Below are 22,926 nucleotides of genomic sequence, written 5' to 3'. Positions count from 1 at the left end.
GGCGCCGTGCCGCCCCACCCGCCCCTCGATCCGCCCCTGGACCCGCTCGCCGCTCCCGCCCCGCTCGCCGCGCCGGGCCCGCCCGGGGTGCTGCGGGCCGCCGCGGACCTGCTGTGGCCCGCGACGTGCGGCGGGTGCGCTCGGCCGGGCACCTCCTGGTGCGGAGCGTGCGCCCGGGCCCTGGGCGCCCGTCCCGCGCGGCTGGAGCTGGCCGACGGGACCCCGGTGCGCGCCGCCGCCGCGCACGCCGGCCCCGCGCGCGAGCTCCTGCTGGAGGTCAAGGAGCGCCGGCGCGCCGAGCTGCGACCCGTCGCCGCCGCCGCGCTGGCCGGCGCGGTCGCGGCCCTGCCGGGGCCGGGTGGGCCCGTGCTGCTGGTGCCGGTGCCCTCGCGCCGGGCCAGCCGCCGCGCCCGCGGCGGCGACCTCGTCGCCGACCTCGCCGCGCGCGCCGCAGCCCGCGAGCGGGCCGCCGGCCGGCCCACCGCCGTGGTGCGGGCGTTGCGCGTGCGCCGCGCGGTGACCGACCAGACCCTGCTCGGCGCCCGGCAGCGCCGCGCCAACCTCGACGGCGCCCTCGCCGTGCGGGGCCCCGCTCCGCAGGCCCCGTGCGTCGTCGTCGACGACGTGGTGACCACGACGGCGACCGCTGCGGAGGCGGTGCGGGCGCTGCGCGCCGCGGGGGCCGTCGTGCTGGGCGTGGCGTGCCTGACCGCCTCGGTGCCCGGGCGCGGAGCCGCACCCGGCCCCGCGGCGCGGCACGCGTGGGCAGACGGGGGGTGAGGGGTCTAGCGTTGGTGCATGGCAGCCGGATCCGGCGTCAGGCCGGTCTCGCCCCCGGCGGTGCCCGACGACGGGCCCGCCCTCCGGGGCTCTCCCCCCTGTCGGTACCGGCTGCCTGTGCTGCGCCCGCTCCCCGAGGAGCCGGTGCACGGCACGAGGTGACGGTCCGAGGCGGGCCGGCCCCTCGGCCGGCGCCGCTCAGCGAGCGAGGGAGGCATCCCGTGGAAGTTGTGGTCACCGGACGGCACACCGAGGTCAAGGAGAGGTTCCGCCACCACGTCGAGGCGAAGATGGAGAAGGTGACGCAGCTGGCGCCGCGCGCCCAGCGGGTCGACGTGGAGGTCTCGCACGAGAAGAACCGCCGCCAGTTGGCCAGTTGCGAGCGCGTGGAGATCACCGTCCGCGACAAGGGGCCGGTCGTGCGCGCCGAGGCGTGCGCGGACGACCCGTACGCCGCGCTCGACCTCGCCACGACCAAGCTCATGGAGCGCCTGCGACGCTCCCGGGACCGCCGCAAGGTGCACCACGGCAGGCGCCGCCCCGAGAGCGTGCGCCAGCCGGTCTCGCCGGGGCTGAGCGACGAGGCGCTGGCGGGGGCCGCCGCCCGCCCCGCGACCGAGCCGGCCGCCGACCTCGACGTCCCGACCCCCGCGGCGATGGCGGACTCGCGACCGCCGCAGGACTCGGTGAGCCCGGTCGAGGAGGTGGCCGACGCCTCGCCGGTCGTCATCCGGGAGAAGACCCACGAGGCCCGGCCGATGACCCTGGACCAGGCGCTGTACGAGATGGAGCTCGTCGGTCACGACTTCTACCTGTTCGTCGACGCCACCACCCACCGCCCCAGCGTGGTGTACCGCCGTCGCGGCTGGGACTACGGCGTGATCCACCTGGACGTGCACGAGGACGGCCCGGGGGTCGCGTCCTCCGACGGCGCCGCCCGCGCCGGTTCCGACGCCGCTCTCGCGGCCGTGGTGGGCACCGGCCTGCGCTGAGCCGCACCGCCCGGGCGCGGTCGCGGCGGGCCGGCGGGACCCACCCGCCGGCCCGCCGTCGCGTCACGGGCGGTGGCCGGGGCGCGGCCGTGCCAGGATCCCCGCACAGCGGGCTCCCGGGGCCCGTCGCCGCGACGAGGAGGAACGGTGCCCATCAGCGAGCCGCAGGCGGGGACCGACGCCGTGCGCGTCGTCGTCGTCGACGACCACTCCCTGTTCCGCCGCGGGCTGCAGATGGTCCTGTCCACCGAGGACGACATCGACGTCGTCGGGGAGGCCGGCGACGGCGCCGAGGCGGTGCGGCGGGTGGAGGAGCTGCTGCCCGACGTGGTGCTCATGGACGTGTGGATGCCGCGGCGCTCGGGCATCGACGCCTGCGCCGAGATCAAGGCGGTGGCGCCGTCCACCCGCATCCTCATGCTCACCTCCTCGGAGGAGGAGGACGACCTGTTCGCCGCCGTCCGGGCCGGTGCCAACGGCTACCTGCTCAAGGACGTGCCCGCCGAGGAGGTCGCCGACGCCATCCGCGCGGTCGTGAAGGGGCAGTCGCTCATCACCCCGAAGATGGCCGGTCTGCTGCTGGGGGAGTTCGCCGCCATGCGCCGGCGCGACGAGGACCGCAGCCTGGGCGTGGTGGGTGCTCCCCGCCTGAGCCCGCGGGAGCTGGACGTGCTGCGCCTGCTCGCCCGCGGGATGGCCAACCGCGAGATCGCCGGCCAGCTCGGCATCAGCGAGAACACGGTCAAGAACCACGTGCGCAACCTCCTGGAGAAGCTGCAGCTGCACTCGCGCATGGAGGCGGTCGTCTACGCCGTGCGGGAGAAGATCGTGGAGCTGTCCTGAGCGCGTCGTCGGGCCCGGTCGCGGGCCCGGTGGAGGAGATCGGTGCGGACGAGGCGCGGCGCGCGGCGCTGGCGGCCCAGGGCTTCGCGCGCCGTCGGCCGGCCGCCCCGGGCGCGGCGCACGTGGCGCGCGTGGTCGAGCGCCTCGGCGTGGTGCAGATCGACTCGGTCAACGTGCTCTGCCGGGCGCACTACCTGCCCTTCTTCAGCAGGCTGGGCCCCTACCCGCGCGAGGTGCTGGACCGGGCGGCCGGCCGCGGTCCCCGGCGGCTGGTGGAGTACTGGGCGCACGAGGCGTCGTTCGTGGCGCCCGCGACGCACCGGCTGCTGCGCTGGCGGATGGCTCGCGCCGCGCACGACGCCTGGGGCAGCGTGCGCAGCGTGGCCGTGGAGCAGCCGGAGCTGGTCGAGGCGGTCCTGGCCCACGTCGCCGAGCACGGGCCGCTCACGGCGCGCCGGCTGGAGGCAGCGCTGGCGCCCGGTGGGCAGCGGCCGACGGAGCACTGGGGCTGGAACTGGTCGGCGGTCAAGCGGGCGCTGGAGCACCTGTTCTTCGCCGGGCTGGTGTCCTCGGCGGGCCGCACGCAGCAGTTCGAGCGGTGCTACGACCTCACCCGCCGCGTCCTGCCCCCGGAGGTGGCTGCGGCGCCGGACCCCGACCCGGACGAGGCGGTGCGCGGCCTGGTCTCGATCGCCGCGCGGGCCCTGGGCGTGGCGTCGGAGCCGAGCCTGCGCGACTACTTCCGGCTGCGCCCGGAGCAGTCGCGGCGGGCGGTGGCGCAGCTGGTGGAGGCCGGGGAGCTGGTGCCGGTGCGGGTGCGCGGGTGGGACGCCTCGCAGCGGCGGCCGGTGTACCGGCACGTCTCCGCGCGGGCCCCGCGGGTGCGCGCGCGGGCGCTGCTGACGCCCTTCGACCCGCTGGTGTGGCACCGCCCGCGCACCGAGGAGCTGTTCGGGGTGGCGCTGCGGCTGGAGTTCTACGTGCCCCGCGAGCAGCGCGTGCACGGCTACTGCGTGCTGCCCTTCCTGCTGGGGGACCGGATCGTGGCCCGGGTGGACCTCAAGGCCGACCGGGCCGTCCCGGGGGGTGTGCTGCGGGTGCCGGCCGCGTGGGCCGAGCCGGCCGCTCCGCCGGGCACGGCGCAGGAGCTGGCCGCGGAGCTGGAGCTGATGGCCGGCTGGCTGGGCCTGGCGGCGGTGGAGGTCGCCGACCGCGGGGACCTGGCCGCGGCGCTGTCAAGGGCCGTGCGGCGTTCGGGTCACGCGGGGGCGCCCCGCTCAACGTGAGCGCCGCGACGTCCGACACAGTCGCCGTGGACGTCTCCGAGGTGGTCGCAGGACGGCTCGAGCAGGCCGGTGACCTGCTCGAGCACGTGCTGGCGGAGCTGTCCGGAGCCGGCGGCGAGCGGGAGGTGCTCACGCGCGCGGCGGCCGTCGTCGCCGACCTCGTGGACGCCGACGTGGTGGCCGTCTGCGAGGGCGGGCACGTCCACGGCGGGGTGGGGCTCGGGCAGCGGTTCCTGCCCGAGCGGGGCCTGGCGCGCGTGGTGCGCGACGGCGGGGGAACCTTCGCCGTGCCCGGTCTGGGGCGGGTGCGCGCCGTGGTCGTGGAGGTGCCGGACCTGGCGGGGGTGCGCGTGGTCGTCGGCCGCGTGGACGACGTGCCGGTGGCCCCCGCGCACCTGCGCGCCGTGCAGCTGGTGGCCCGGCTGGTGGGGCTGGTGGTGCTGGCCCGGCACGGGAGCGAGCGGGAGCGCCGGCTGCGCCGGCAGGGTGCCCGCGGTGCCGCCGAGCGGGACCGCCTGCAGCAGGCGCTGGCCCAGCGCGAGCAGGTCCTCACCACCTCGGTGCGCTTCCAGCGGGCCGTAGCCGGTCGCCGGCCGCTGCCGGAGCTGCTCCTGCGGATCGCCACCAGCTCCTCGGACCTGCTCGGTGCGCGCCCGGTCTCGCTGGTGCTGGCCGACCCCCGCTCGCAGATGCGCATGCGCGTGGTCGCGGCCGTGGGCGATCCGCCGATCGCGCCGGACCGCGCGCTGGCCGCGGCGGGCGGCCTGGAGGGCTTCGGGGTCGTGGTCGGCGGGGACGGCGGCCCGGCCGCCGCGGCCGTGCACATCAACGGCCGTGTCGTGGGCGCTCTGGTGGTGGAGACGGACGGGGAGGTGCTGGACGCCGTGGGCGCGACCGTCCTGCGCGCCTTCGCCGAGCACGCCAGCACCGCGCTGAGCCACGCCGACACGGTGCGGGTGGTGGAGGCGGCCTCCACCGACCCCCTGACGAACCTGCCCAACCGGGCGACGCTGCTGCGGCACCTGGAGGTGGCGCTGCGCGCCTCGGCGGGGGACGGGATGGGCGCGGCCGTGCTGTTCGTCGACCTGGACGGCTTCAAGGCGGTCAACGACTCGCTGGGGCACGCCGCCGGTGACGAGGTGCTCGGCCGGGTGGCGCGGCGGCTGCGGCGCTGCCTGCGCGGCGACGACTTCGCCGCCCGCCTGGGCGGTGACGAGTTCGCCGTGGTGGTGCGCGGGCACGAGCCGGAGCGGGCCGCCCGGCGCCTGGCGGAGCGGGTGTGCGCGGAGCTGGCGTCCCCGGTGCAGGTGCACGGCCGCGCGGTGCGGGTGGGTGCCAGCATCGGCCTGGCGGTGGCCACCGCGGGCGTGGGCGCGGCCGAGCTGCTGCGCCGGGCGGACAGCGCGATGTACCGGGCGAAGGCGCAGGGCCGCGCCCCGGGAGCGGTGGGGGACGCGCCGCCGGGGGTCGTCGTGGTCTTCGAGCCGGACGTGCACGAGGCCGACGTGCTGCGCCGGCAGCTGGAGTCGGACCTGCAGCGCGCGGTCGCCGAGCAGGAGTTCGAGCTCGTCTACCAGCCCCTGGTGCGGCTGTCCGACGGTGCCGTGGTGGGCGTCGAGGCGCTGCTGCGCTGGCGGCACCGCACCCGGGGCCTGCTCGAGCCGGGCGCCTTCCTGGGTGGCGCGGAGCGGTCTCCCGCGGTGGACTCGCTGTGGCGGTGGGTGCTGCGCACGGCCTGCGCGCGGGCCGCGCAGTGGCGCCTGGAGGCGCCTCAGCTGTCGCTGACGGTGAACCTGTCGGTGCAGCACGCCCTGTCCCGCTCGGGCCCCCGCGACGTGCTGGGCGCGCTGACCGAGGCGGGCCTGGAGCCGGGGGCCCTGGTGCTGGACGTGCCCGCGCAGGTCCTGGCGGCCGACCCGGACGTGGTGGCGGCGCGCCTGGCGCAGCTGCGCGCGACGGGGGCGCGCCTCGTGCTGGACGACTTCGCGGCGGTGGGCCCGGCCGCGGGCGGGCTGGCGGGCCCGTCGCTGGCCGCGCTGCGGTGGCTGCCGGTGGACGGGCTGAAGCTGGACCGCTCGCTGGTGGCGGAGCTGGACGGCCCGGAGGGGGCGCGCGCCGCTGCGTCGGTGCGCACCCTGTGCGAGCTGGGTGCCGCGCTGGACCTGGGCGTGGTCGCGGAGGGCGTGGAGCGCACCGAGCAGGTGCGGCTGCTGCAGGAGGCGGGGTGCTCGCTGGCGCAGGGCCTGCTGCTGGGGTCGCCGCGGACGGCGACGGAGGTGCCCGCCGCGCTGCGCGAGGGTGCCGCGGGTCCGGTTCCGCAGCTGCCCGACCTGGCCGTGCCGGTCCCCGTGCAGGTGGTCCCGCCGCGGGACGTGCGGCGGTTGCTGGGGCGGTCCGGCTGATCCCTGACCGCCGGAACGTGAGCACGGAACGACGCAGCGCAACCGCTTCGGTCCGTCCGTGCACCCCGGCCGGGCGCGCCGTCGTTAGACTGCTCCCGTGCCAGCCATCGTCGAGAAGGTCCTCCGCGCCGGCGAGGGCCGCGTCGTCAAGCGTCTGCACCGCATCGCGGAGCAGGTCAACGCGCTCGAGGACGACTTCACCGCCATGTCCGACGCCGAGCTGCGCGGGGAGACGGACCGCTTCAAGGAGCGGCTGGCCGACGGGGCGACCCTCGACGAGCTGCTGCCGGAGGCGTTCGCGGTGGTGCGCGAGGCCGCGCGCCGCACCCTCGGGCAGCGGCACTTCGACGTCCAGCTCATGGGCGGCGCCGCACTGCACCAGGGCAACATCGCCGAGATGCGCACCGGCGAGGGCAAGACCCTCGTGGCGACCCTGCCGGCCTACCTCAACGCCCTCACGGGCCGGGGCGTGCACGTCATCACGGTCAACGACTTCCTCGCCGAGTACCAGAGCGAGCTGATGGGGCGGGTCTACCGCTTCCTGGGCGTGTCGAGCGCCTGCATCCTGTCCAGGATGCGCCCCGAGCAGCGCCGCGAGGCGTACGCCGCCGACATCACCTACGGCACGAACAACGAGTTCGGCTTCGACTACCTGCGCGACAACATGGCGTGGAACACCTCGGAGATGGTGCAGCGCGGGCACCACTTCGCGATCGTCGACGAGGTCGACTCCATCCTCATCGACGAGGCGCGCACGCCGCTGATCATCTCCGGACCGGCGGACCAGCCGACGAAGTGGTACGGCGAGTTCGCCAAGATCGCCCGGAAGCTGCAGGTCGACGTCGACTACGAGGTCGACGAGAAGAAGCGGACGATCGGCATCCTCGAGTCCGGCATCGAGAAGGTCGAGGACCTGCTCGGCATCGACAACCTCTACGAGAGCGTCAACACCCCGCTCATCGGCTTCCTGAACAACGCCGTCAAGGCCAAGGAGCTGTTCAAGCGGGACAAGGACTACGTCGTCTCGCCGAAGAACGAGGTCCTCATCGTCGACGAGCACACCGGCCGCATCCTGGCCGGGCGCCGCTACAACGAGGGCATGCACCAGGCCATCGAGGCCAAGGAGGGCGTGCCCATCCAGAACGAGAACCAGACGCTCGCGACGATCACCCTGCAGAACTTCTTCCGCATGTACGACAAGCTCTCGGGCATGACGGGCACGGCCATGACCGAGGCCGCGGAGTTCCACCAGATCTACAAGCTGGGCGTGGTCTCGATCCCGACCAACCGCCCGGCGGTGCGCGTGGACCAGCCCGACCTGGTCTACAAGAACGAGCAGGCCAAGTTCGCCGCGGTGGTCGAGGACATCGCCGAGCACCACGCGACGGGCCAGCCGGTCCTCGTCGGCACGACGAGCGTGGAGAAGAGCGAGTACCTCTCCAGCCTGCTGACGAAGGCCGGCGTGGCGCACACCGTCCTGAACGCCAAGCAGCACGACCGCGAGGCCTCGATCGTCGCCCAGGCCGGGCGCAAGGGCGCGGTCACCGTGGCCACGAACATGGCCGGCCGCGGCACCGACATCATGCTCGGTGGCAACGCGGAGTTCCTCGCCGTGGCGGCCATGAAGGAGCGCGGCCTGGACCCGGACGAGGCTCCGGAGGAGTACGAGGCGGCCTGGCCGGACGTGCTCAAGCAGGCGCAGGAGTCGGTGAAGGCCGAGCACGACGAGGTCCGCGACCTGGGTGGCCTGTACGTGCTGGGCACCGAGCGCCACGAGTCCCGCCGCATCGACAACCAGCTGCGCGGGCGCTCGGGCCGCCAGGGCGACCCGGGCGAGTCCCGCTTCTACCTGTCGCTGACCGACGACCTGATGCGCCTGTTCAACGCCGCCCTGGTGGAGTCGTTCCTGACCCGCACGGGCATCCCGGAGGACGTGCCCATCGAGTCCAAGATGGTCTCCCGCGCGATCCAGAGCGCCCAGGGGCAGGTCGAGGGCCGCAACTTCGAGATCCGCAAGAACGTCCTGAAGTACGACGACGTCCTCAACCGCCAGCGCGAGGTCATCTACGCCGAGCGCCGCAAGGTGCTGGAGGGCGAGGACCTGCACGAGCAGATCCGCCACTTCATCGACGACACGGTCACCGCCTACGTCGTGCAGTCCACCGCCAAGGGGTTCGGCGAGGACTGGGACCTCGAGGCCCTGTGGGAGGCGCTGCGCGGCCTGTACCCGGTGTCGGTGACCCCCGAGGAGGTCGTGGAGGCCGCCGGCGGCCGCGGCAACCTGACGGTCGAGCGGCTGCTGGAGGAGATGCGATCGGACGCGCAGTCCTGCTACGACGCCCGCGAGGAGCAGCTGGGAGCGTCCGTGCTGCGCGACCTGGAGCGCCGCGTGGTGCTGTCGGTGCTGGACCGCAAGTGGCGCGAGCACCTGTACGAGATGGACTACCTGCAGGAGGGCATCGGCCTGCGGGCGATGGCCCAGCGCGACCCCCTGGTGGAGTACCAGCGCGAGGGCTACCAGCTGTTCCTGGCCATGACCGACGCCATCAAGGAGGAGTCGGTCGGGTACCTCTTCTCGCTGCAGGTGCAGCCGACGCCGCAGGCGGGTGCCCCGGCGGTGGCGCCGGGCTTCGAGCAGCCCGAGCGCCGGCAGCTGCAGTACACCGCGCCCACGGCGGAGGGCGACGTCGAGGTGCACGCCGGTGACGCCTCCAGCACGGACGCCCCCTCGGGCAACCGGGCCCAGCGCCGCGCCGCGGAGCGTGAGCGCGGCGCGGACTGAACCCTCCGCTGCTGCGACCACGCCGACGGCCCGCCCCCTCCACCGGGGGGCGGGCCGTCGTCGTGCGTGGCCGGTCGCCCGCCTCCCGACCGGCTCAGCCCACCTCGAGGGCGGTCACCCGCCACCGCTCGTGCCGGCGCTCCACCCGCAGCGCCAGCGCCCGCACCCGGTCACCCGCTCGCACGACCGCGCTGACCTCCACGGTCCCGTCGTCGAGGGCGCAGGGCAGCACCCGCAGCACCCGCGGGCGGGGACCGGGGCCGGCGGCGGCGCCGCGCAGGCGGGCGCTGAGGACCGCCCGGCGCTGCACGTCGGTGTAGACGTCGGCCGAGGACCAGCGCAGCAGCTGCTGCGGGGGCCGGTGACCGCTGAGGACCTCCAGCAGCACGACGAGGTAGCCACGGGTCCACCCGCCGACCTCGGGCAGGTCCGGCGCGGCGGCCGCTGCACGGGGCCGCTGGGGCAGTTCCAGCTCCAGCACCCCCTGGTCGGGGCTGAGGTGGGTCAGCACCGACACCACCGCCCCGGGTTCGCCCACCAGGGGCGGCGCGGCCACGGGCACGGGGTAGCGGCGCAGCCGGGGCGCCGCGGGGCGCACGGGGGCGGCGGTGGGTTCGTCGACGAGCAGGGCCGCGGTCGCGGGCACGGGGACCTCCTGGCGGGGTCGGGCGGGGTCGGGCGGGACGGTGGTCGTGGGGAGGGGAGCCGGCCGGGCCAGCTCACGGCAGCCGCAGCACCTGGCCCGGCAGCAGCAGGTCGGGGTCGGCGCCGATGACGTCGGCGTTGGCCGCGTACAGCCGCTGCTGCTCCTGAAGGACGTCACCGGCGTCGGCGTCGGGACCGCTCAGCGCCCGCGCGAGCGACCACAGGCTGTCGCCGCGCTGGACGACGACCTCGGCGCCGGTGCCGGCGACGACGGGGCGGGTACCCCCGGGCAGGTCGGCGGACGGCAGAGCCGGCGCCGTGCGCGGCTCGGGCAGCGGTGCCCATGCCGGGTCGGGCGTCGTGACGGGCAGGTCCGTGGGCAGGTCCCCGCTCGTGGACGTCCCGGGCTCCAGGGGTGCGCTCGCGGCCCAGCCCGCCTCCGGCGCCCGCGGGGCGGCCGAGGCGGCGGAGGCGGCGCCGGTGCCCACGGCGAGGCCCACGACGAGAGCGACGACGCGTCGCACGGGCGCGGGCACGCCCCGGGCGGGGAGCTCCCCGGCTGCCGGGCGCCGCCGACCGGGCTGCTCGCGGGCTTCGGCGAGGCCCGCGAGCAGCACGCTGCCGGCCAGTGCGAGGAGCAGGAGGCTCGCGACCGTGCCGCACAGGGCGGTGAGCAGGTCCGCGAGGGCGGCGTTCCCCGCCAGCGCCGCACGGGCGGCGGGTGCGCTCAGCGCGGCCACGACCGCGGCCGCCGCTGCCGGCAGTGCTGCCAGTGCGGCGCCGACGGCCAGAGCGACCACGGTGCGCACCCGGGCGGCGCGACGGGGACCAGGCACCGGACCTCCTCGGTGGTTGAACGCTGCACTTCGGTGTCGGTTGACCCGTCCGGGTGGCGTTTGATGTCGTTTGATGTGGCTTGTCTAGCGAATGGAGGACCCTCAGGGCCAGCACAGCTGCCGCACACCCCTCGTTCGGCGGGGTGCTCCTGACGGGCTGTGACCACCCGTAGCTTGAGGGGGTGCGCTGGGACGACCTCTTCGCGGACCTCGACGCCCGGCTGGCTCACGCCCGGCGCATGGAGCAGGAGAGCGAGGTCGCCGACCGGTGGGCCGCCGACGTCGCCTCCGTGGACCTGCTGGGCAGGCTCCTGGCCACCGACGGCGAACTGTCCGTCCAGCTGTCCGACGGCAGCTGGGTGAGCGGGCGGACGCGGGCGGCCGGGCCGGGGTGGGTGCTGCTGGTGGCGGGCTCGCCGGTGCGCCGTCAGGTGCTGGTGCCGACGGCGGCCGTCTGCGCGCTGCGGGGGTTGGCCCGCAACAGCGTCCCGCCCGGCGCGGTCACGGCGCGCCGCACGCTGGCGCTCGCGCTGCGCGCGTTGTCCTCAGCGGGCGTGGGGGTGCTCGTGCGCACCCGTGCGGGGGAGGTGCGCGGGCGGCTGGACCGGGTGGGGGCGGACCACGTCGACGTGGTGGTCCCGGCGGAGGGGCACCGGGCTGTGCTCACGGTGCCGTTCGCGTCGCTGCTGAACGTCACCGAACTCGGGTGAGGGAGCCGGGGCCTGCGGGGTGGCGTCAGGCGCCGGCGGCTTCGTGCCCCTGCGGGGACTGCACGCTCTCGCGCGTCTGCGCGTACATCCGCTGGATGTAGGCCTCGAGCTGGGACTCCTCCACCCGCCACTGCCCGCGGCCACCGACCTTGATGGCAGGCAGGTCGCCGCTGCGCACCAGTGCGTAGGCCTGGGCCGAGGAGATCGCCAGGGTCTCGGCGACGTCCGCGAGCGGGAGGAAACGGCTGGGCACGGTGCCTCCTGTCCGGTGCCGGGCGGCTGCCGCCGGTCCACCGGCGGCGAGGCGCATCCTCCCACGTCCACCTCCGGCCGCAGGACCGTTCGGGTGACCTGTGGACGACGACGGCGGCACTCTCCCCGGCGCGGTCACCATGGGCCGGCGCGGCCGGGCGGTCCGGTGCGCAGGGGAGGGTGTGCAGGTGCGGACGTCGACGGTTCCACCGACGGTTCGGCAGCGCGGGGACGGTGCTGCCCGGGCCCGCCGGCTGCGGGCGCCGTCCTGGCGCGATCCCCGGCTCGTGCTGGGGGTGGTCCTGGTGCTCGGCTCGGTGGTGGTGGGGGCCCGCACCGTCCAGGCGGCCGGGGCCACCACCGGCGTGTGGGCCCTGGCGACCCCCGTGGGGGCCGGCACCGCGCTGACCGGGGCCCAGCTGCGCGTGGTGCAGGTCTCCGTCGACGAGGCGACGGCCTCCGCCTACCTGCCAGCGGACGAGCCGCCCGCCGCCGGCTGGGTCGTGCTGCGCGGCCTGGCGGCCGGGGAGCTGCTGCCGCGCTCGGCCGTCGCCGGCGCCGGCGACCTCGCCGAGCGAGCGGTCAGCCTGCCGCTGGAGGGGGCCCTGCCCGACGGGGTGCGCGCCGGTGCGCTGGCGGACGTGTGGGTCGCCTGGCCCGAGGCCACCTCCGCGGCCACCTCCACGGCCGGCGCTGCGGCCGGCAGGACCTCGGCCCGGCAGCTGCCCGAGCAGCTCGCCGACGCCGTGGAGGTGGTCGCCGTGCGGCAGCGCTCGGCCGCCCTCGCCGGCGCGGCGGGCGCCGACGTGGAGGTCCTGGTGCCGTCGGGCGTCCTGCCCTCCGTGCTGCAGGCGCTCGCCGTCGAGGCGGACGTGGTGCTCGTCCCGGTACCGGCAGCCGCGGGGAGCCGTCGGTGAGCCTGCCGGTGCTCGTGGCGGTCCCCGGCCCCGACGAGGCCCGTCTGGTGGTGGGTTGGGAGCCCCTGCGCCGCGAGCTGGTCGTGGTGCGCCGGTGCGCGGACCTGCCCGAGGTGCTGGCGGCGGCCCGTGCGGGTCTGGGGCGTGCCGTCGTCCTCGGGGCGGACCTGCCCGGAGCCGACGCGGAGGCGGTCGACGCCCTGCGCCGTCAGGAGGTGGGGCTGCTCGTCCTGCTGCCGACCGGCCCGGGCGCCACCGCCCTGGAGCACCGGTGGCGCGCGATGGGTGCTCACCGCTTCGCCTCGGCGGCCGACGACCCCGCAGCCGTGGCCCGTGCGCTCGCGGTGGTCGCCGAGGCCACGGTCGGGCCGGGGCGTGCGCACGGCGGGACGGCCGCCGCACCCGGTCCCGCGGACCCCGCGACGGACGACGGGGACGGCGAGCAGGAACCGCTCGAGGTCGGGGCCGGCCGCACCGTGGCGGTGTGGGGCCCGCACGGATCGGCGGGCCGCTCGACGGTGGCCGTGAACCTGGCTGCCGAACTGGCCGGGACGGGAGCGCCGACGGTGCTCGTGGACCTGGACACCCGCGGTGCCTGCGTCGCCCAGCTGCTGGGGCTGCTGGACGAGGCGCCGGGCCTGCTGGCCGCCGTGCGGGCGGCCACGGAGGGAAGGCTGGACGCTCACGCGCTGCACCGGCACACCAGCCTGGTGCTGCCGGACCTCGCCGTGCTCACGGGCTCCCCGGACCCCCGTCGCTGGTCGGAGGTGCGGCCCGTGGGCCTGCGGCGGGTGCTCGAGGTCGCGGCGGGCAGCGCGGAGTGGGTCGTCCTCGACCTGCCCGGGGGCCTCGAGGAGGAGGACGGGGCCGACCGGGACGCCGCCACGGCGGTCGCGCTGGAGTCCGCCGACGTCGTGCTCGTGGTGGGAGCCGCCGACCCGGTCGGCCTGCAGCGCTGGATCCGGACCTGGCAGCGGCTGGGTGAGGTCGCGCCGGGGGCACCCGCGGTCGCGGTCCTGACCCGTGTCCGCGCCTCCGCCGCGGGGTCCCCCGCCCCGCGCCGGGTGGCCGCGGCCGTCCACCGCTTCGCGGGGGTCGACGACGCGGTGCTCCTGCCCGAGGACGCGGCCGCCGATGACGCCGCGCTCGCCGGGCGGACCTTGGGGGAGGTGGCGGCCAGGAGCCCGCTGCGGCGCGCCGTGGCCGGGCTCGCCCAGCGCCTGGAGGACTCGGTGGCGGTGCCGGTCCTGTCGGAGGTGCCGGCCGACCTGGCTGCGATTTGACCGGGTGGTGGGGTGTCGTTAACGTGGTGGTCACACCGCGCGGCGGGGAGGAACGGACGGGTGACCGGCCGGTCCCTTGCTGGTGGGTGTCGGGGCGTTGGTCTCCACTTCCATGGTTTTTCTGCTGGGTGCTTCAGTGCGTCTGGTGGGGGGTCGATGGTGTGGGGGTTGCCCGCTTCGGCTGGTCGGGGTCTTCCCGGTGGCTGGGGTAGAGTGGTGAAGCCGAAAAGCGCAGGGATCGGGTCGCTTCCGTGAGGGGGTGGCTGGCTCTGGTGCGTCCGGTTCTTGAGAACTCAACAGTGTGCCAAGTGTTGATGCCAAATCAATCAACCCCGTGGCATTCCTTCGTGTGAAGGGGTGTTGGGGATTCCTTTGGTGTTGTTCCTCCGTCCCCCTCGCCAGGGGGGTGGGGGTTTCGAGATCAGAGGTCAAACTAGGCAAGTCAATTGGCCTGATGGTCTGCCGGGTTTTCCTGGTGGGGTGTCTATGGTTTTTTCGACGGAGAGTTTGATCCTGGCTCAGGACGAACGCTGGCGGCGTGCTTAACACATGCAAGTCGAACGGTGAACCCCTTCGGGGGGGATCAGTGGCGAACGGGTGAGTAACACGTGAGCAACCTGCCCCTGGCTCTGGGACAACCACTGGAAACGGTGGCTAATACCGGATACGACCTATCACCGCATGGTGTGTGGGTGGAAAGTTTTTCGGCTGGGGATGGGCTCGCGGCCTATCAGCTTGTTGGTGGGGTGATGGCCCACCAAGGCGACGACGGGTAGCCGGCCTGAGAGGGCGACCGGCCACACTGGGACTGAGACACGGCCCAGACTCCTACGGGAGGCAGCAGTGGGGAATATTGCACAATGGGCGCAAGCCTGATGCAGCGACGCCGCGTGAGGGATGACGGCCTTCGGGTTGTAAACCTCTTTCAGCAGGGAAGAAGCCGCATCTTGGTGTGGTGACGGTACTTGCAGAAGAAGCACCGGCTAACTACGTGCCAGCAGCCGCGGTAATACGTAGGGTGCAAGCGTTGTCCGGAATTATTGGGCGTAAAGAGCTCGTAGGCGGTGTGTCGCGTCTGCTGTGAAAACTCAGGGCTCAACTCTGAGCTTGCAGTGGGTACGGGCACACTTGAGTGCGGTAGGGGAGACTGGAATTCCTGGTGTAGCGGTGAAATGCGCAGATATCAGGAGGAACACCGGTGGCGAAGGCGGGTCTCTGGGCCGTAACTGACGCTGAGGAGCGAAAGCATGGGGAGCGAACAGGATTAGATACCCTGGTAGTCCATGCCGTAAACGTTGGGCGCTAGGTGTGGGGTCCATTCCACGGATTCCGTGCCGCAGCTAACGCATTAAGCGCCCCGCCTGGGGAGTACGGCCGCAAGGCTAAAACTCAAAGGAATTGACGGGGGCCCGCACAAGCGGCGGAGCATGCGGATTAATTCGATGCAACGCGAAGAACCTTACCAAGGCTTGACATGCGCGGTGGACCGTCAGAGATGGCGGGTCATTTAGTTGGTCGTGCACAGGTGGTGCATGGTTGTCGTCAGCTCGTGTCGTGAGATGTTGGGTTAAGTCCCGCAACGAGCGCAACCCTCGTTCCATGTTGCCAGCAATTCGGTTGGGGACTCATGGGAGACTGCCGGGGTCAACTCGGAGGAAGGTGGGGATGACGTCAAATCATCATGCCCCTTATGTCTTGGGCTTCACGCATGCTACAATGGCCAGTACAGAGGGCTGCGATACCGTGAGGTGGAGCGAATCCCAAAAAGCTGGTCTCAGTTCGGATCGGGGTCTGCAACTCGACCCCGTGAAGTCGGAGTCGCTAGTAATCGCAGATCAGCAACGCTGCGGTGAATACGTTCCCGGGCCTTGTACACACCGCCCGTCACGTCATGAAAGTCGGTAACACCCGAAGCCGGTGGCCCAACCCGTAAGGGGGGGAGCTGTCGAAGGTGGGACTGGCGATTGGGACGAAGTCGTAACAAGGTAGCCGTACCGGAAGGTGCGGCTGGATCACCTCCTTTCTAAGGAGCATCTTCTGCTCACTTCCTGCGGGGAGTCGGGTGGTAAGGGCCGTCTACTCCAGCGCATGTCTGGAGGTCGGTGCTCGAGGGTGGAACATCAACACGGCACTTGTCTGCTCGCTGTGGCGCTAGTACGGCCGAGGTGTTCTTCGGAACGCCGTTGATGGTCTGGAACGTGGTTGTGGTGGGTGGGGCGGGTGCCTGGCGCACTGTTGGGTCCTGAGGGACCGGGCACCACGGCCGGCGTTCGTCGCTGGTGGTGGGGTCTGTGATCTCGTCAGGCTGTCTCGTGCAGGTCATACCGTTCGGGTGTGCTCCTTGGGGGGTGTGCTCGGGGTCTGGTGCTTGCGGTGTGCGAGGTGGTGTCTGGTTGTTGTTTGAGAACTGCACAGTGGACGCGAGCATTGCAAGGATCTTCTTCGTGAAGGTTTCTTTGTTGTGGTGCTTCGTCGAGTAGATTTTTTCTGTGTCTTTGTGGTTTGGGTTCTTTGCTTGGCTCTGCCGCGCTGCTTCTTCCTGCTGGTCGCTCCGGGTGTTCTGCCGTCGTGGTGGGTGCCGGGTGTGGTGGTGGGTGGTGGTGTGTGGTGGTGGCAAGTGTTTAAGGGCGCATGGTGGATGCCTTGGCATCAGGAGCCGATGAAGGACGTGGGAGCCTGCGATAAGCCTCGGGGAGTTGGCAACCGAACGTTGATCCGAGGGTGTCCGAATGGGGAAACCCGGCCGTCGTCATGGGCGGTCACCCGCACCTGAATGTATAGGGTGTGTGGAGGGAACGTGGGGAAGTGAAACATCTCAGTACCCACAGGAAGAGAAAACAAACAGTGATTCCGTGAGTAGTGGCGAGCGAAAGCGGATGAGGCTAAACCGGTCCGTGTGTGATACCTGGTAGGGGTTGCACGGTCGGGGTTGTGGGAGTGTCTTGGAGGCGGCTACCGACGCTTCGGGCAGTGAGAAAGTCGTGGCATAGCCGAAGGATCTGGGAAGGTCCGGCGTAGTGGGTGAGACCCCCGTAGGCGAAATGTTGCGGCCTGTCTGGAGACATCTTCCCGAGTAGCACGGGGCTCGTGGAATCTCGTGTGAATCTGCCAGGACCACCTGGTAAGCCTAAATACTTCCTGATGACCGATAGCGGACAAGTACCGTGAGGGAAGGGTGAAAAGCACCCCGGGAGGGGAGTGAAATAGTACCTGAAACCGTGTGCCTACAATCCGTCGGAGCCGGCTCGTTCCGGTGACGGCGTGCCTTTTGAAGAATGAGCCTGCGAGTTAGTGGTGCGTGGCGAGGTTAACCCGGGTGGGGAAGCCGTAGCGAAAGCGAGTCCGAACAGGGCGTTTCAGTCGCGTGCTCTAGACCCGAAGCGGAGTGATCTACCCATGGCCAGGTTGAAGCGCGGGTAAGACCGCGTGGAGGACCGAACCCACCAGGGTTGAAAACCTGGGGGATGAGCTGTGGGTAGGGGTGAAAGGCCAATCAAACTCCGTGATAGCTGGTTCTCCCCGAAATGCATTTAGGTGCAGCGTCGCGTGTTTCTTGCCGGAGGTAGAGCTACTGGATGGCCGATGGGCCCCACCGGGTTACTGACGTCAGCCAAACTCCGAATGCCGGTAAGTCAGAGCGTGGCAGTGAGACTGCGGGGGATAAGCTTCGTAGTCGAGAGGGAAACAGCCCAGATCATCAGCTAAGGCCCCTAAGCGTGTGCTAAGTGGGAAAGGATGTGGAGTCGCGCAGACAACCAGGAGGTTGGCTTAGAAGCAGCCACCCTTGAAAGAGTGCGTAATAGCTCACTGGTCAAGTGATTCCGCGCCGACAATGTAGCGGGGCTCAAGCACACCGCCGAAGCTGTGGCATTCACGCGTGTACTTCGCCTGCAGGAGTGATTCTGTGGGTGCAGGTGTGTGGATGGGTAGGGGAGCGTCGTGTGTGGGGTGAAGCGGCCGAGTGATCGTGTCGTGGACTGCACACGAGTGAGAATGCAGGCATGAGTAGCGAATGACGGGTGAGAAACCCGTCCGCCGATTGACCAAGGGTTCCAGGGCCAGGTTCATCCGCCCTGGGTAAGTCGGGACCTAAGGCGAGGCCGACAGGCGTAGTCGATGGACAACGGGTTGATATTCCCGTACCGGCGTAGAACCGTCCATGTCGAATCCGGTGATGCTAAGCACCCAAAGCCCTTCGTTGCCTTCGGGCGCGAGGTGGTGGAGCGTGTGGCCCGATCCGGTAGTAGGCAAGCGTAGTAACAGGGGTGACGCAGGAGGGTAGCTTCCGCGTGGCGATGGTTGTCCACGTCCAAGGGTGTAGGGCGAGGTGTAGGCAAATCCGCACCTCTGACTTTGATGTCGAGCTTGAGACCTGATGGTGACCCCGTATGGGGGAAGCAGGGTGATCCCATGCTGTCTAGAAAAGCCTCGGCGCGAGGTTCGAGCCGCCCGTACCCTAAACCGACTCAGGTGGTCAGGTAGAGAATACCGAGGCGATCGAGTGAATCGTGGTTAAGGAACTCGGCAAAATGCCCCCGTAACTTCGGGAGAAGGGGGGCCTGAGACGTGAAGCCGCTTGCCGGCTAGCGTTTGAGGGCCGCAGAGACCAGGGGGAAGCGACTGTTTACTAAAAACACAGGTCCGTGCGAAGTCGCAAGACGATGTATACGGACTGACGCCTGCCCGGTGCTGGAACGTTAAGGGGACCGGTTACCGCACCTCGTGTGCGGGACGCTGAGAACTTAAGCGCCAGTAAACGGCGGTGGTAACTATAACCATCCTAAGGTAGCGAAATTCCTTGTCGGGTAAGTTCCGACCTGCACGAATGGCGTAACGACTTCCCCGCTGTCTCAACCGCGAACTCGGCGAAATTGCACTACGAGTAAAGATGCTCGTTACGCGCAGCAGGACGGAAAGACCCCGGGACCTTCACTATAGCTTGGTATTGGTGTTCGGGACGGCTTGTGTAGGATAGGTGGGAGACGGTGAAGCGGTCACGCTAGTGGTCGTGGAGTCAACGTTGAAATACCACTCTGGTCGTTCTGGATGTCTAACTTCGGTCCGTGATCCGGATCAGGGACAGTGCCTGGTGGGTAGTTTAACTGGGGCGGTTGCCTCCTAAAGAGTAACGGAGGCGCCCAAAGGTTCCCTCAGCCTGGTTGGCAATCAGGTGTTGAGTGTAAGTGCACAAGGGAGCTTGACTGTGAGACAGACATGTCGAGCAGGGACGAAAGTCGGGACTAGTGATCCGGCCGTGGAGTGTGGAATCGCGGTCGCTCAACGGATAAAAGGTACCCCGGGGATAACAGGCTGATCTTGCCCAAGAGTCCATATCGACGGCATGGTTTGGCACCTCGATGTCGGCTCGTCGCATCCTGGGGCTGGAGTAGGTCCCAAGGGTTGGGCTGTTCGCCCATTAAAGCGGTACGCGAGCTGGGTTTAGAACGTCGTGAGACAGTTCGGTCCCTATCCGCTGCGCGCGCAGGAAACTTGAGAAGGGCTGTCCCTAGTACGAGAGGACCGGGACGGACGAACCTCTGGTGTGCCAGTTGTTCCGCCAGGAGCATGGCTGGTTGGCTACGTTCGGAAGGGATAACCGCTGAAGGCATCTAAGCGGGAAGCCTGCTTCGAGATGAGGTTTCCGTACCTTTCGGGGTGAGAGGCTCCCAGTAGACCACTGGGTTGATAGGCCGGGTGTGGAAGCAACGACTAGCGAGTTGTGGAGCTGACCGGTACTAATAAGCCGATCACTTGTTACCAGCGCACACCACTTCCCATCGGGGGTGGTGGGTGCGGGTCGGGTGAAGAACGTCAACGAGCGAAGTGTTGCAGGAAGAATCTTCGGGCACGACGGCGAAGAAGCAGCGCGGAAGAAGTTGCAAGTGTGTAGGTAGCGTCCACTGTGTGGTTCTCAGGCCACAACCGTTCCCTTTTCTTGCTGGTGTCTGTCCCTGGGTGTTCGGGGAGGGGTGCTGGTGGGTGGGGGTTGTGGGGTCCTGGCCCTTGTGGTCCGGTGGTCATAGCGGTGGGGAAACGCCCGGTTACATTCCGAACCCGGAAGCTAAGCCCGCCAGCGCCGATGGTACTGCCTGGGAGACTGGGTGGGAGAGTAGGACACCGCCGGCCACTCACACGTTGAGTGAACTGGTACGACATGAAGAGGCTCGTGGGGTGTGTGATGCACCCCACGAGCCTTTTCGTGCGTTCAGCACTCTTCGTGCGTTGATGCGGGCTCTGCCGGCCTTGATGCCTTCAGCCACAACGGGGCGGTGCGTGGTCATCTCAACCGGAGCACAGCGCCTGCGACCGGTTTGGGGTTGAACGAGGTCGCTTTGCGGCCCAGCAGTCCGCCTTCCGACGTCACGGTAACGACGTGCTCGAAGTTTGGTGCGGGAAGCAGGACGGCCGTCGATCCATCGACCCTGCGGGCGAGTGCTGCACGCGGATCCCTCACGTAGTCCACCACCTGATCCGGAACCCCTCCGAGCATCAGGATCTCGTCGACCCAGGCAGCAACACCCACGGCCGTAGCGGTGCGGCCCGCGGTCCGCAGGTGTGTGACGGCCGAGTCCTCCACGACGAGGCAATCGGGCTCGGAAAGTGACGCCAGGTCGGCGAGGGCGGCTTCCGACGTGCCGCCGTTCCAGCGCTGCCGGTTCCCAGCGTCCAGCAGGTACCTGCCGGCTCCCGGTGGGACGACCCGGTGGAGGGCCGACAGTTCGAGCGCTGCGTCTCCAGGCAAGCTCATGGCGGTCAGCACACCTGTGGCTCCCGGTGATTGCCGCGCGAGTCGCCGAGCGGCCTCGTGGCGGTGGTGGCCGTCACCGATGATCCACCGGCGGCCGCCCACCGCCCAGCTCAGGCGAGCGATGGCGTCGCCCTCGGTGACCCGCCACAGGTCGATGTCGGTGCCGCCCGGTCCTGGCGTCGAGATGACGTGAGCCGCCGACTGGACAGCTGCGCGCACCAACCGGGTGAGAAGGCTGGTGCCGTTGAGATCCTCGGCGACCACGGGGCCCGCGTCGACGAGGAGGACCGGTTCCGAGTCGACGGCCGTCGCCTCGAGCCGCCGGATCCGCGTCCGGACGGCGTGCTCCATCGTGGCCTCGTGAGCACGTACCCGGTCGTCCGCTGCACCGGTGACCCGCAGCTCGCCGACGAGGAACCGGTGTGAGAGGCCCCCGGTGCGCTGCTGCAGCACGTACAGGGCGGGAGGGTCCTGCAGGAGGACGCCGCTGTGCAGCCACGTGAGGACCGTGGGTCCTCCGTCTTCGCCCTGGGGGGCGTACTCGGGGCGCTCGAGGTGGGTCACCAGGTGGGGTGCTGAGCGCATCGCCGCTTCCCGCGCCGTCCGCCCCGTTTCGGTGTGCGGGGGTGCCAGGACGTTCCGCAGGGGACCGACGACCTCCTGCCTGTACCGAAGCCCGGGGAACGGGCGCAGGAGATCGCCAGGGCCGGGCACTCGCGCCGTCGACGTGGACACCGCCTCCTGGGCGCGCGCCCCCGTGCGTGCTGGCTCCACTCGGCGCATCCTACGGTCGAGCCGTGCGCCGACGCGGCGCATCCGTGACCGTGCGAGGAGGTCCTGTCGTGCCCGACGATCCCGAGGCCGCCGTTGCGCGAGGGGGGGCTCCGCGAGAGCCGGGTCGACCTCGGGGGGGACCGTACGAGTGGCTGCAGCGGGGCCTGGCGCTGCTCGCTGATGGGGAGGCCGCGGCGGCGGCGACGTTGCTGGCACGAGCCCACGCCCACGAGCCGAGGTCGACGGGCGTCCTCGAGGCGCTCGCGCGGGCACAGTACGACGCGGGTGACGTCACGGCAGCTGCGGAATCGTTCCGCCGTCTCGCCCATGCCCGCCCCGCTGACGACTACGCTCACTTCGGTCTGGGGCTCAGCCTCAGCCGCCTCGGGCATCTCGGACCGGCAGTCGAGCACCTCGCCATGGCGCACGCCATGCGTCCGGACCGACCCGAGTACGCCGACCGTCTGCGACAGGTCCGCGCCACCCTGGCGGCGCGGCAGAGCCCGGGGAGTCCTTGAGCACCACTGGAAGCACCACCCAGACCGTTCACGGGAACAGCGCGGCGCCCACCACGTTGCGCGGGTCGTCCGGACGTCCCCTGCTTCAGGGGCACGACGCCGTCCTGCTGGACCTCGACGGTGTCGTCTACGTCGGTCCGGACGCCGTGCCCCATGCCGCCGACGCCCTCACCCGTGCGGCCCGTGCGGGGTCCCGCCTGGCCTACATCACCAACAACGCCTCGCGTCCACCGGCCACCGTTTCCGCGCACCTGCGCGATCTGGGGGTCCCGGCGCAGGACGCGGACGTGGTGACGGCTGCGCAGGCCGCCGCTCGGCACCTGGCAGACCGTCTGCCTCCTGCCGCCCGCGTGCTCCTCATCGGCGGTGACGGGCTGCGCGAAGCGCTCGGCGAGGTCGGCTTGACGGCTGTGGGGTCCCTCGCCGACGACCCCGTCGCCGTCGTCCAGGGTTTCTCCCCGGACACGTCCTGGGCGCGCCTGGCCGAGGCGACCCACGCCGTCCGGGCGGGGCTGTGGTGGGTCGCGACCAACCTCGACGCCACCGTCCCCACCCCGGGAGGCCCAGCGCCCGGCAACGGGTTGCTCGTGCAGCTCGTGGCCCGGGCCGCGGGCCGTGACCCCGACGCGGTGTGCGGCAAGCCGGAGCGGGCGCTGTTCGACGAGGCGGTCGCACGGCTCGGGGCCCACGAAGCCGTCGTGGTCGGCGACCGGCTGGACACGGACCTGCGAGGGGCGCGAACGGCCGGCCTGACCGGCCTGCTGGTGCTGACCGGCGTCACCGGGGTTCCGGAGCTGCTGGCCGCTGCCCCGCACGAACGCCCGCACCACCTGGGGCGGGACCTGCGGTCGCTGCACGACGCGCACCCGGAGGTGCAGGTCGCACAGGACGGGGCGGGGCTCACCGTCCGCTGCCGTGAGGCTGTGGTCACCGCAGGTCCCGAAGAGGTCGTCGTGCGCTCGGCCGTGGGCGGGGCGGACGGCCTGGACGTGCTGCGGGCCGCGGCGGAGGCCGTGTGGGCTGCGCGGGACGCGGGCGCGCACCAGGGTCGGGGCGTGGACCTCACAGGGCTCGCGCGGCAGGTCGTCCACAGCCTTGCCCCACGCACCACCGGTCCTGGGGACGATCCAGTCGGGGACGTCGGGACCGGCTTGTAGC

Annotated in this window: 15 protein-coding genes and 3 rRNA genes; 14 read left to right on the top strand and 4 right to left on the bottom strand. The window is 71.4% G+C overall.

Annotated elements, in window-relative coordinates; translation table 11 throughout:
• The first annotated feature begins 6 nt into the window (after nucleotides 1-6).
• From ACRYR8_RS00770 to secA, 6 genes are all read left to right on the top strand, one after another.
• Nucleotides 7-780, top strand: coding sequence for a ComF family protein (locus ACRYR8_RS00770; protein ID WP_432482160.1), 774 nt, complete (start codon nucleotides 7-9; stop codon nucleotides 778-780).
• Nucleotides 781-1,001: 221 nt separating this feature from the next.
• On the top strand, nucleotides 1,002-1,772 hold the full coding sequence (hpf, locus tag ACRYR8_RS00765; protein WP_432482159.1) for a ribosome hibernation-promoting factor, HPF/YfiA family: 771 nt from the start codon (nucleotides 1,002-1,004) through the stop codon (nucleotides 1,770-1,772).
• Nucleotides 1,773-1,919: 147 nt separating this feature from the next.
• Nucleotides 1,920-2,615, top strand: coding sequence for a response regulator (locus tag ACRYR8_RS00760; protein ID WP_432482158.1), 696 nt, complete (start codon nucleotides 1,920-1,922; stop codon nucleotides 2,613-2,615).
• Between the two features lie 29 nt (nucleotides 2,616-2,644).
• A complete protein-coding gene (locus ACRYR8_RS00755; protein WP_432482157.1) occupies nucleotides 2,645-3,901 on the top strand; it encodes a winged helix-turn-helix domain-containing protein in 1,257 nt (418 codons plus the stop codon).
• 26 nt (nucleotides 3,902-3,927) lie between these two features.
• Nucleotides 3,928-6,303 (top strand): putative bifunctional diguanylate cyclase/phosphodiesterase, encoded by a 2,376-nt coding sequence (locus ACRYR8_RS00750; protein WP_432482156.1) that lies wholly within the window; start codon nucleotides 3,928-3,930, stop codon nucleotides 6,301-6,303.
• Between the two features lie 97 nt (nucleotides 6,304-6,400).
• Entirely contained in the window at nucleotides 6,401-9,085 is a 2,685-nt protein-coding gene (gene secA / locus ACRYR8_RS00745; protein ID WP_432482155.1) for a preprotein translocase subunit SecA, read from the top strand.
• A gap of 94 nt (nucleotides 9,086-9,179) precedes the next feature.
• Here the strand turns inward: secA and ACRYR8_RS00740 are convergent, their stop codons facing one another.
• Entirely contained in the window at nucleotides 9,180-9,731 is a 552-nt protein-coding gene (locus ACRYR8_RS00740) for an Rv3235 family protein (protein ID WP_432482154.1), read from the bottom strand.
• Nucleotides 9,732-9,804: 73 nt separating this feature from the next.
• Nucleotides 9,805-10,566: a LysM peptidoglycan-binding domain-containing protein gene (locus ACRYR8_RS00735; protein WP_432482153.1), complete on the bottom strand. Its 762-nt coding sequence runs from the start codon at nucleotides 10,564-10,566 to the stop codon at nucleotides 9,805-9,807.
• A gap of 182 nt (nucleotides 10,567-10,748) precedes the next feature.
• On the opposite strand from ACRYR8_RS00735, the gene ACRYR8_RS00730 reads away from it, so the two are divergent.
• On the top strand, nucleotides 10,749-11,276 hold the full coding sequence (locus tag ACRYR8_RS00730; protein ID WP_432482152.1) for a hypothetical protein: 528 nt from the start codon (nucleotides 10,749-10,751) through the stop codon (nucleotides 11,274-11,276).
• 25 nt (nucleotides 11,277-11,301) lie between these two features.
• Here the strand turns inward: ACRYR8_RS00730 and ACRYR8_RS00725 are convergent, their stop codons facing one another.
• Nucleotides 11,302-11,529 (bottom strand): helix-turn-helix transcriptional regulator, encoded by a 228-nt coding sequence (locus ACRYR8_RS00725; RefSeq protein WP_432482151.1) that lies wholly within the window; start codon nucleotides 11,527-11,529, stop codon nucleotides 11,302-11,304.
• 286 nt (nucleotides 11,530-11,815) lie between these two features.
• On the opposite strand from ACRYR8_RS00725, the gene ACRYR8_RS00720 reads away from it, so the two are divergent.
• From ACRYR8_RS00720 to rrf, 5 genes are all read left to right on the top strand, one after another.
• On the top strand, nucleotides 11,816-12,445 hold the full coding sequence (locus ACRYR8_RS00720) for a hypothetical protein (protein ID WP_432482150.1): 630 nt from the start codon (nucleotides 11,816-11,818) through the stop codon (nucleotides 12,443-12,445).
• On the top strand, nucleotides 12,442-13,728 hold the full coding sequence (locus tag ACRYR8_RS00715) for a CpaE/TadZ family protein (RefSeq protein WP_432482149.1): 1,287 nt from the start codon (nucleotides 12,442-12,444) through the stop codon (nucleotides 13,726-13,728). The genes ACRYR8_RS00720 and ACRYR8_RS00715 overlap by 4 nt, the downstream gene beginning before the upstream one ends.
• Before the next feature lie 495 nt (nucleotides 13,729-14,223).
• Nucleotides 14,224-15,751 (top strand): 16S ribosomal RNA (locus ACRYR8_RS00710).
• 588 nt (nucleotides 15,752-16,339) lie between these two features.
• Nucleotides 16,340-19,487, top strand: a 23S ribosomal RNA gene (locus ACRYR8_RS00705).
• A 250-nt stretch (nucleotides 19,488-19,737) separates the two neighbouring features.
• Nucleotides 19,738-19,854, top strand: a 5S ribosomal RNA gene (rrf, locus tag ACRYR8_RS00700).
• The 16S, 23S and 5S rRNA genes sit together here, the layout of an rRNA operon.
• 151 nt (nucleotides 19,855-20,005) lie before the next feature.
• On the opposite strand, the gene ACRYR8_RS00695 is transcribed toward rrf, so the two are convergent.
• Nucleotides 20,006-21,259 carry a DUF1015 family protein gene (locus ACRYR8_RS00695; protein WP_432482148.1) on the bottom strand — a complete coding sequence of 418 codons (1,254 nt, stop codon included), beginning with the start codon at nucleotides 21,257-21,259 and terminating at the stop codon, nucleotides 20,006-20,008.
• Here ACRYR8_RS00695 and ACRYR8_RS00690 point away from each other — a divergent pair.
• Nucleotides 21,238-21,768: a tetratricopeptide repeat protein gene (locus tag ACRYR8_RS00690; protein ID WP_432482147.1), complete on the top strand. Its 531-nt coding sequence runs from the start codon at nucleotides 21,238-21,240 to the stop codon at nucleotides 21,766-21,768. The genes ACRYR8_RS00695 and ACRYR8_RS00690 overlap by 22 nt on opposite strands.
• A complete protein-coding gene (locus ACRYR8_RS00685; RefSeq protein WP_432482146.1) occupies nucleotides 21,765-22,925 on the top strand; it encodes an HAD-IIA family hydrolase in 1,161 nt (386 codons plus the stop codon). The genes ACRYR8_RS00690 and ACRYR8_RS00685 overlap by 4 nt, the downstream gene beginning before the upstream one ends.
• Nucleotide 22,926 lies beyond the last annotated feature (1 nt).

Origin of the sequence: Kineococcus esterisolvens (assembly GCF_050871405.1) — a bacterium.
In the GTDB taxonomy this organism is placed as follows: Bacteria; Actinomycetota; Actinomycetes; order Actinomycetales; family Kineococcaceae; genus Kineococcus.
The sequence above is the reverse complement of the archived record's forward strand: the minus strand, read 5'-3'. Positions and strand labels throughout refer to the sequence as shown.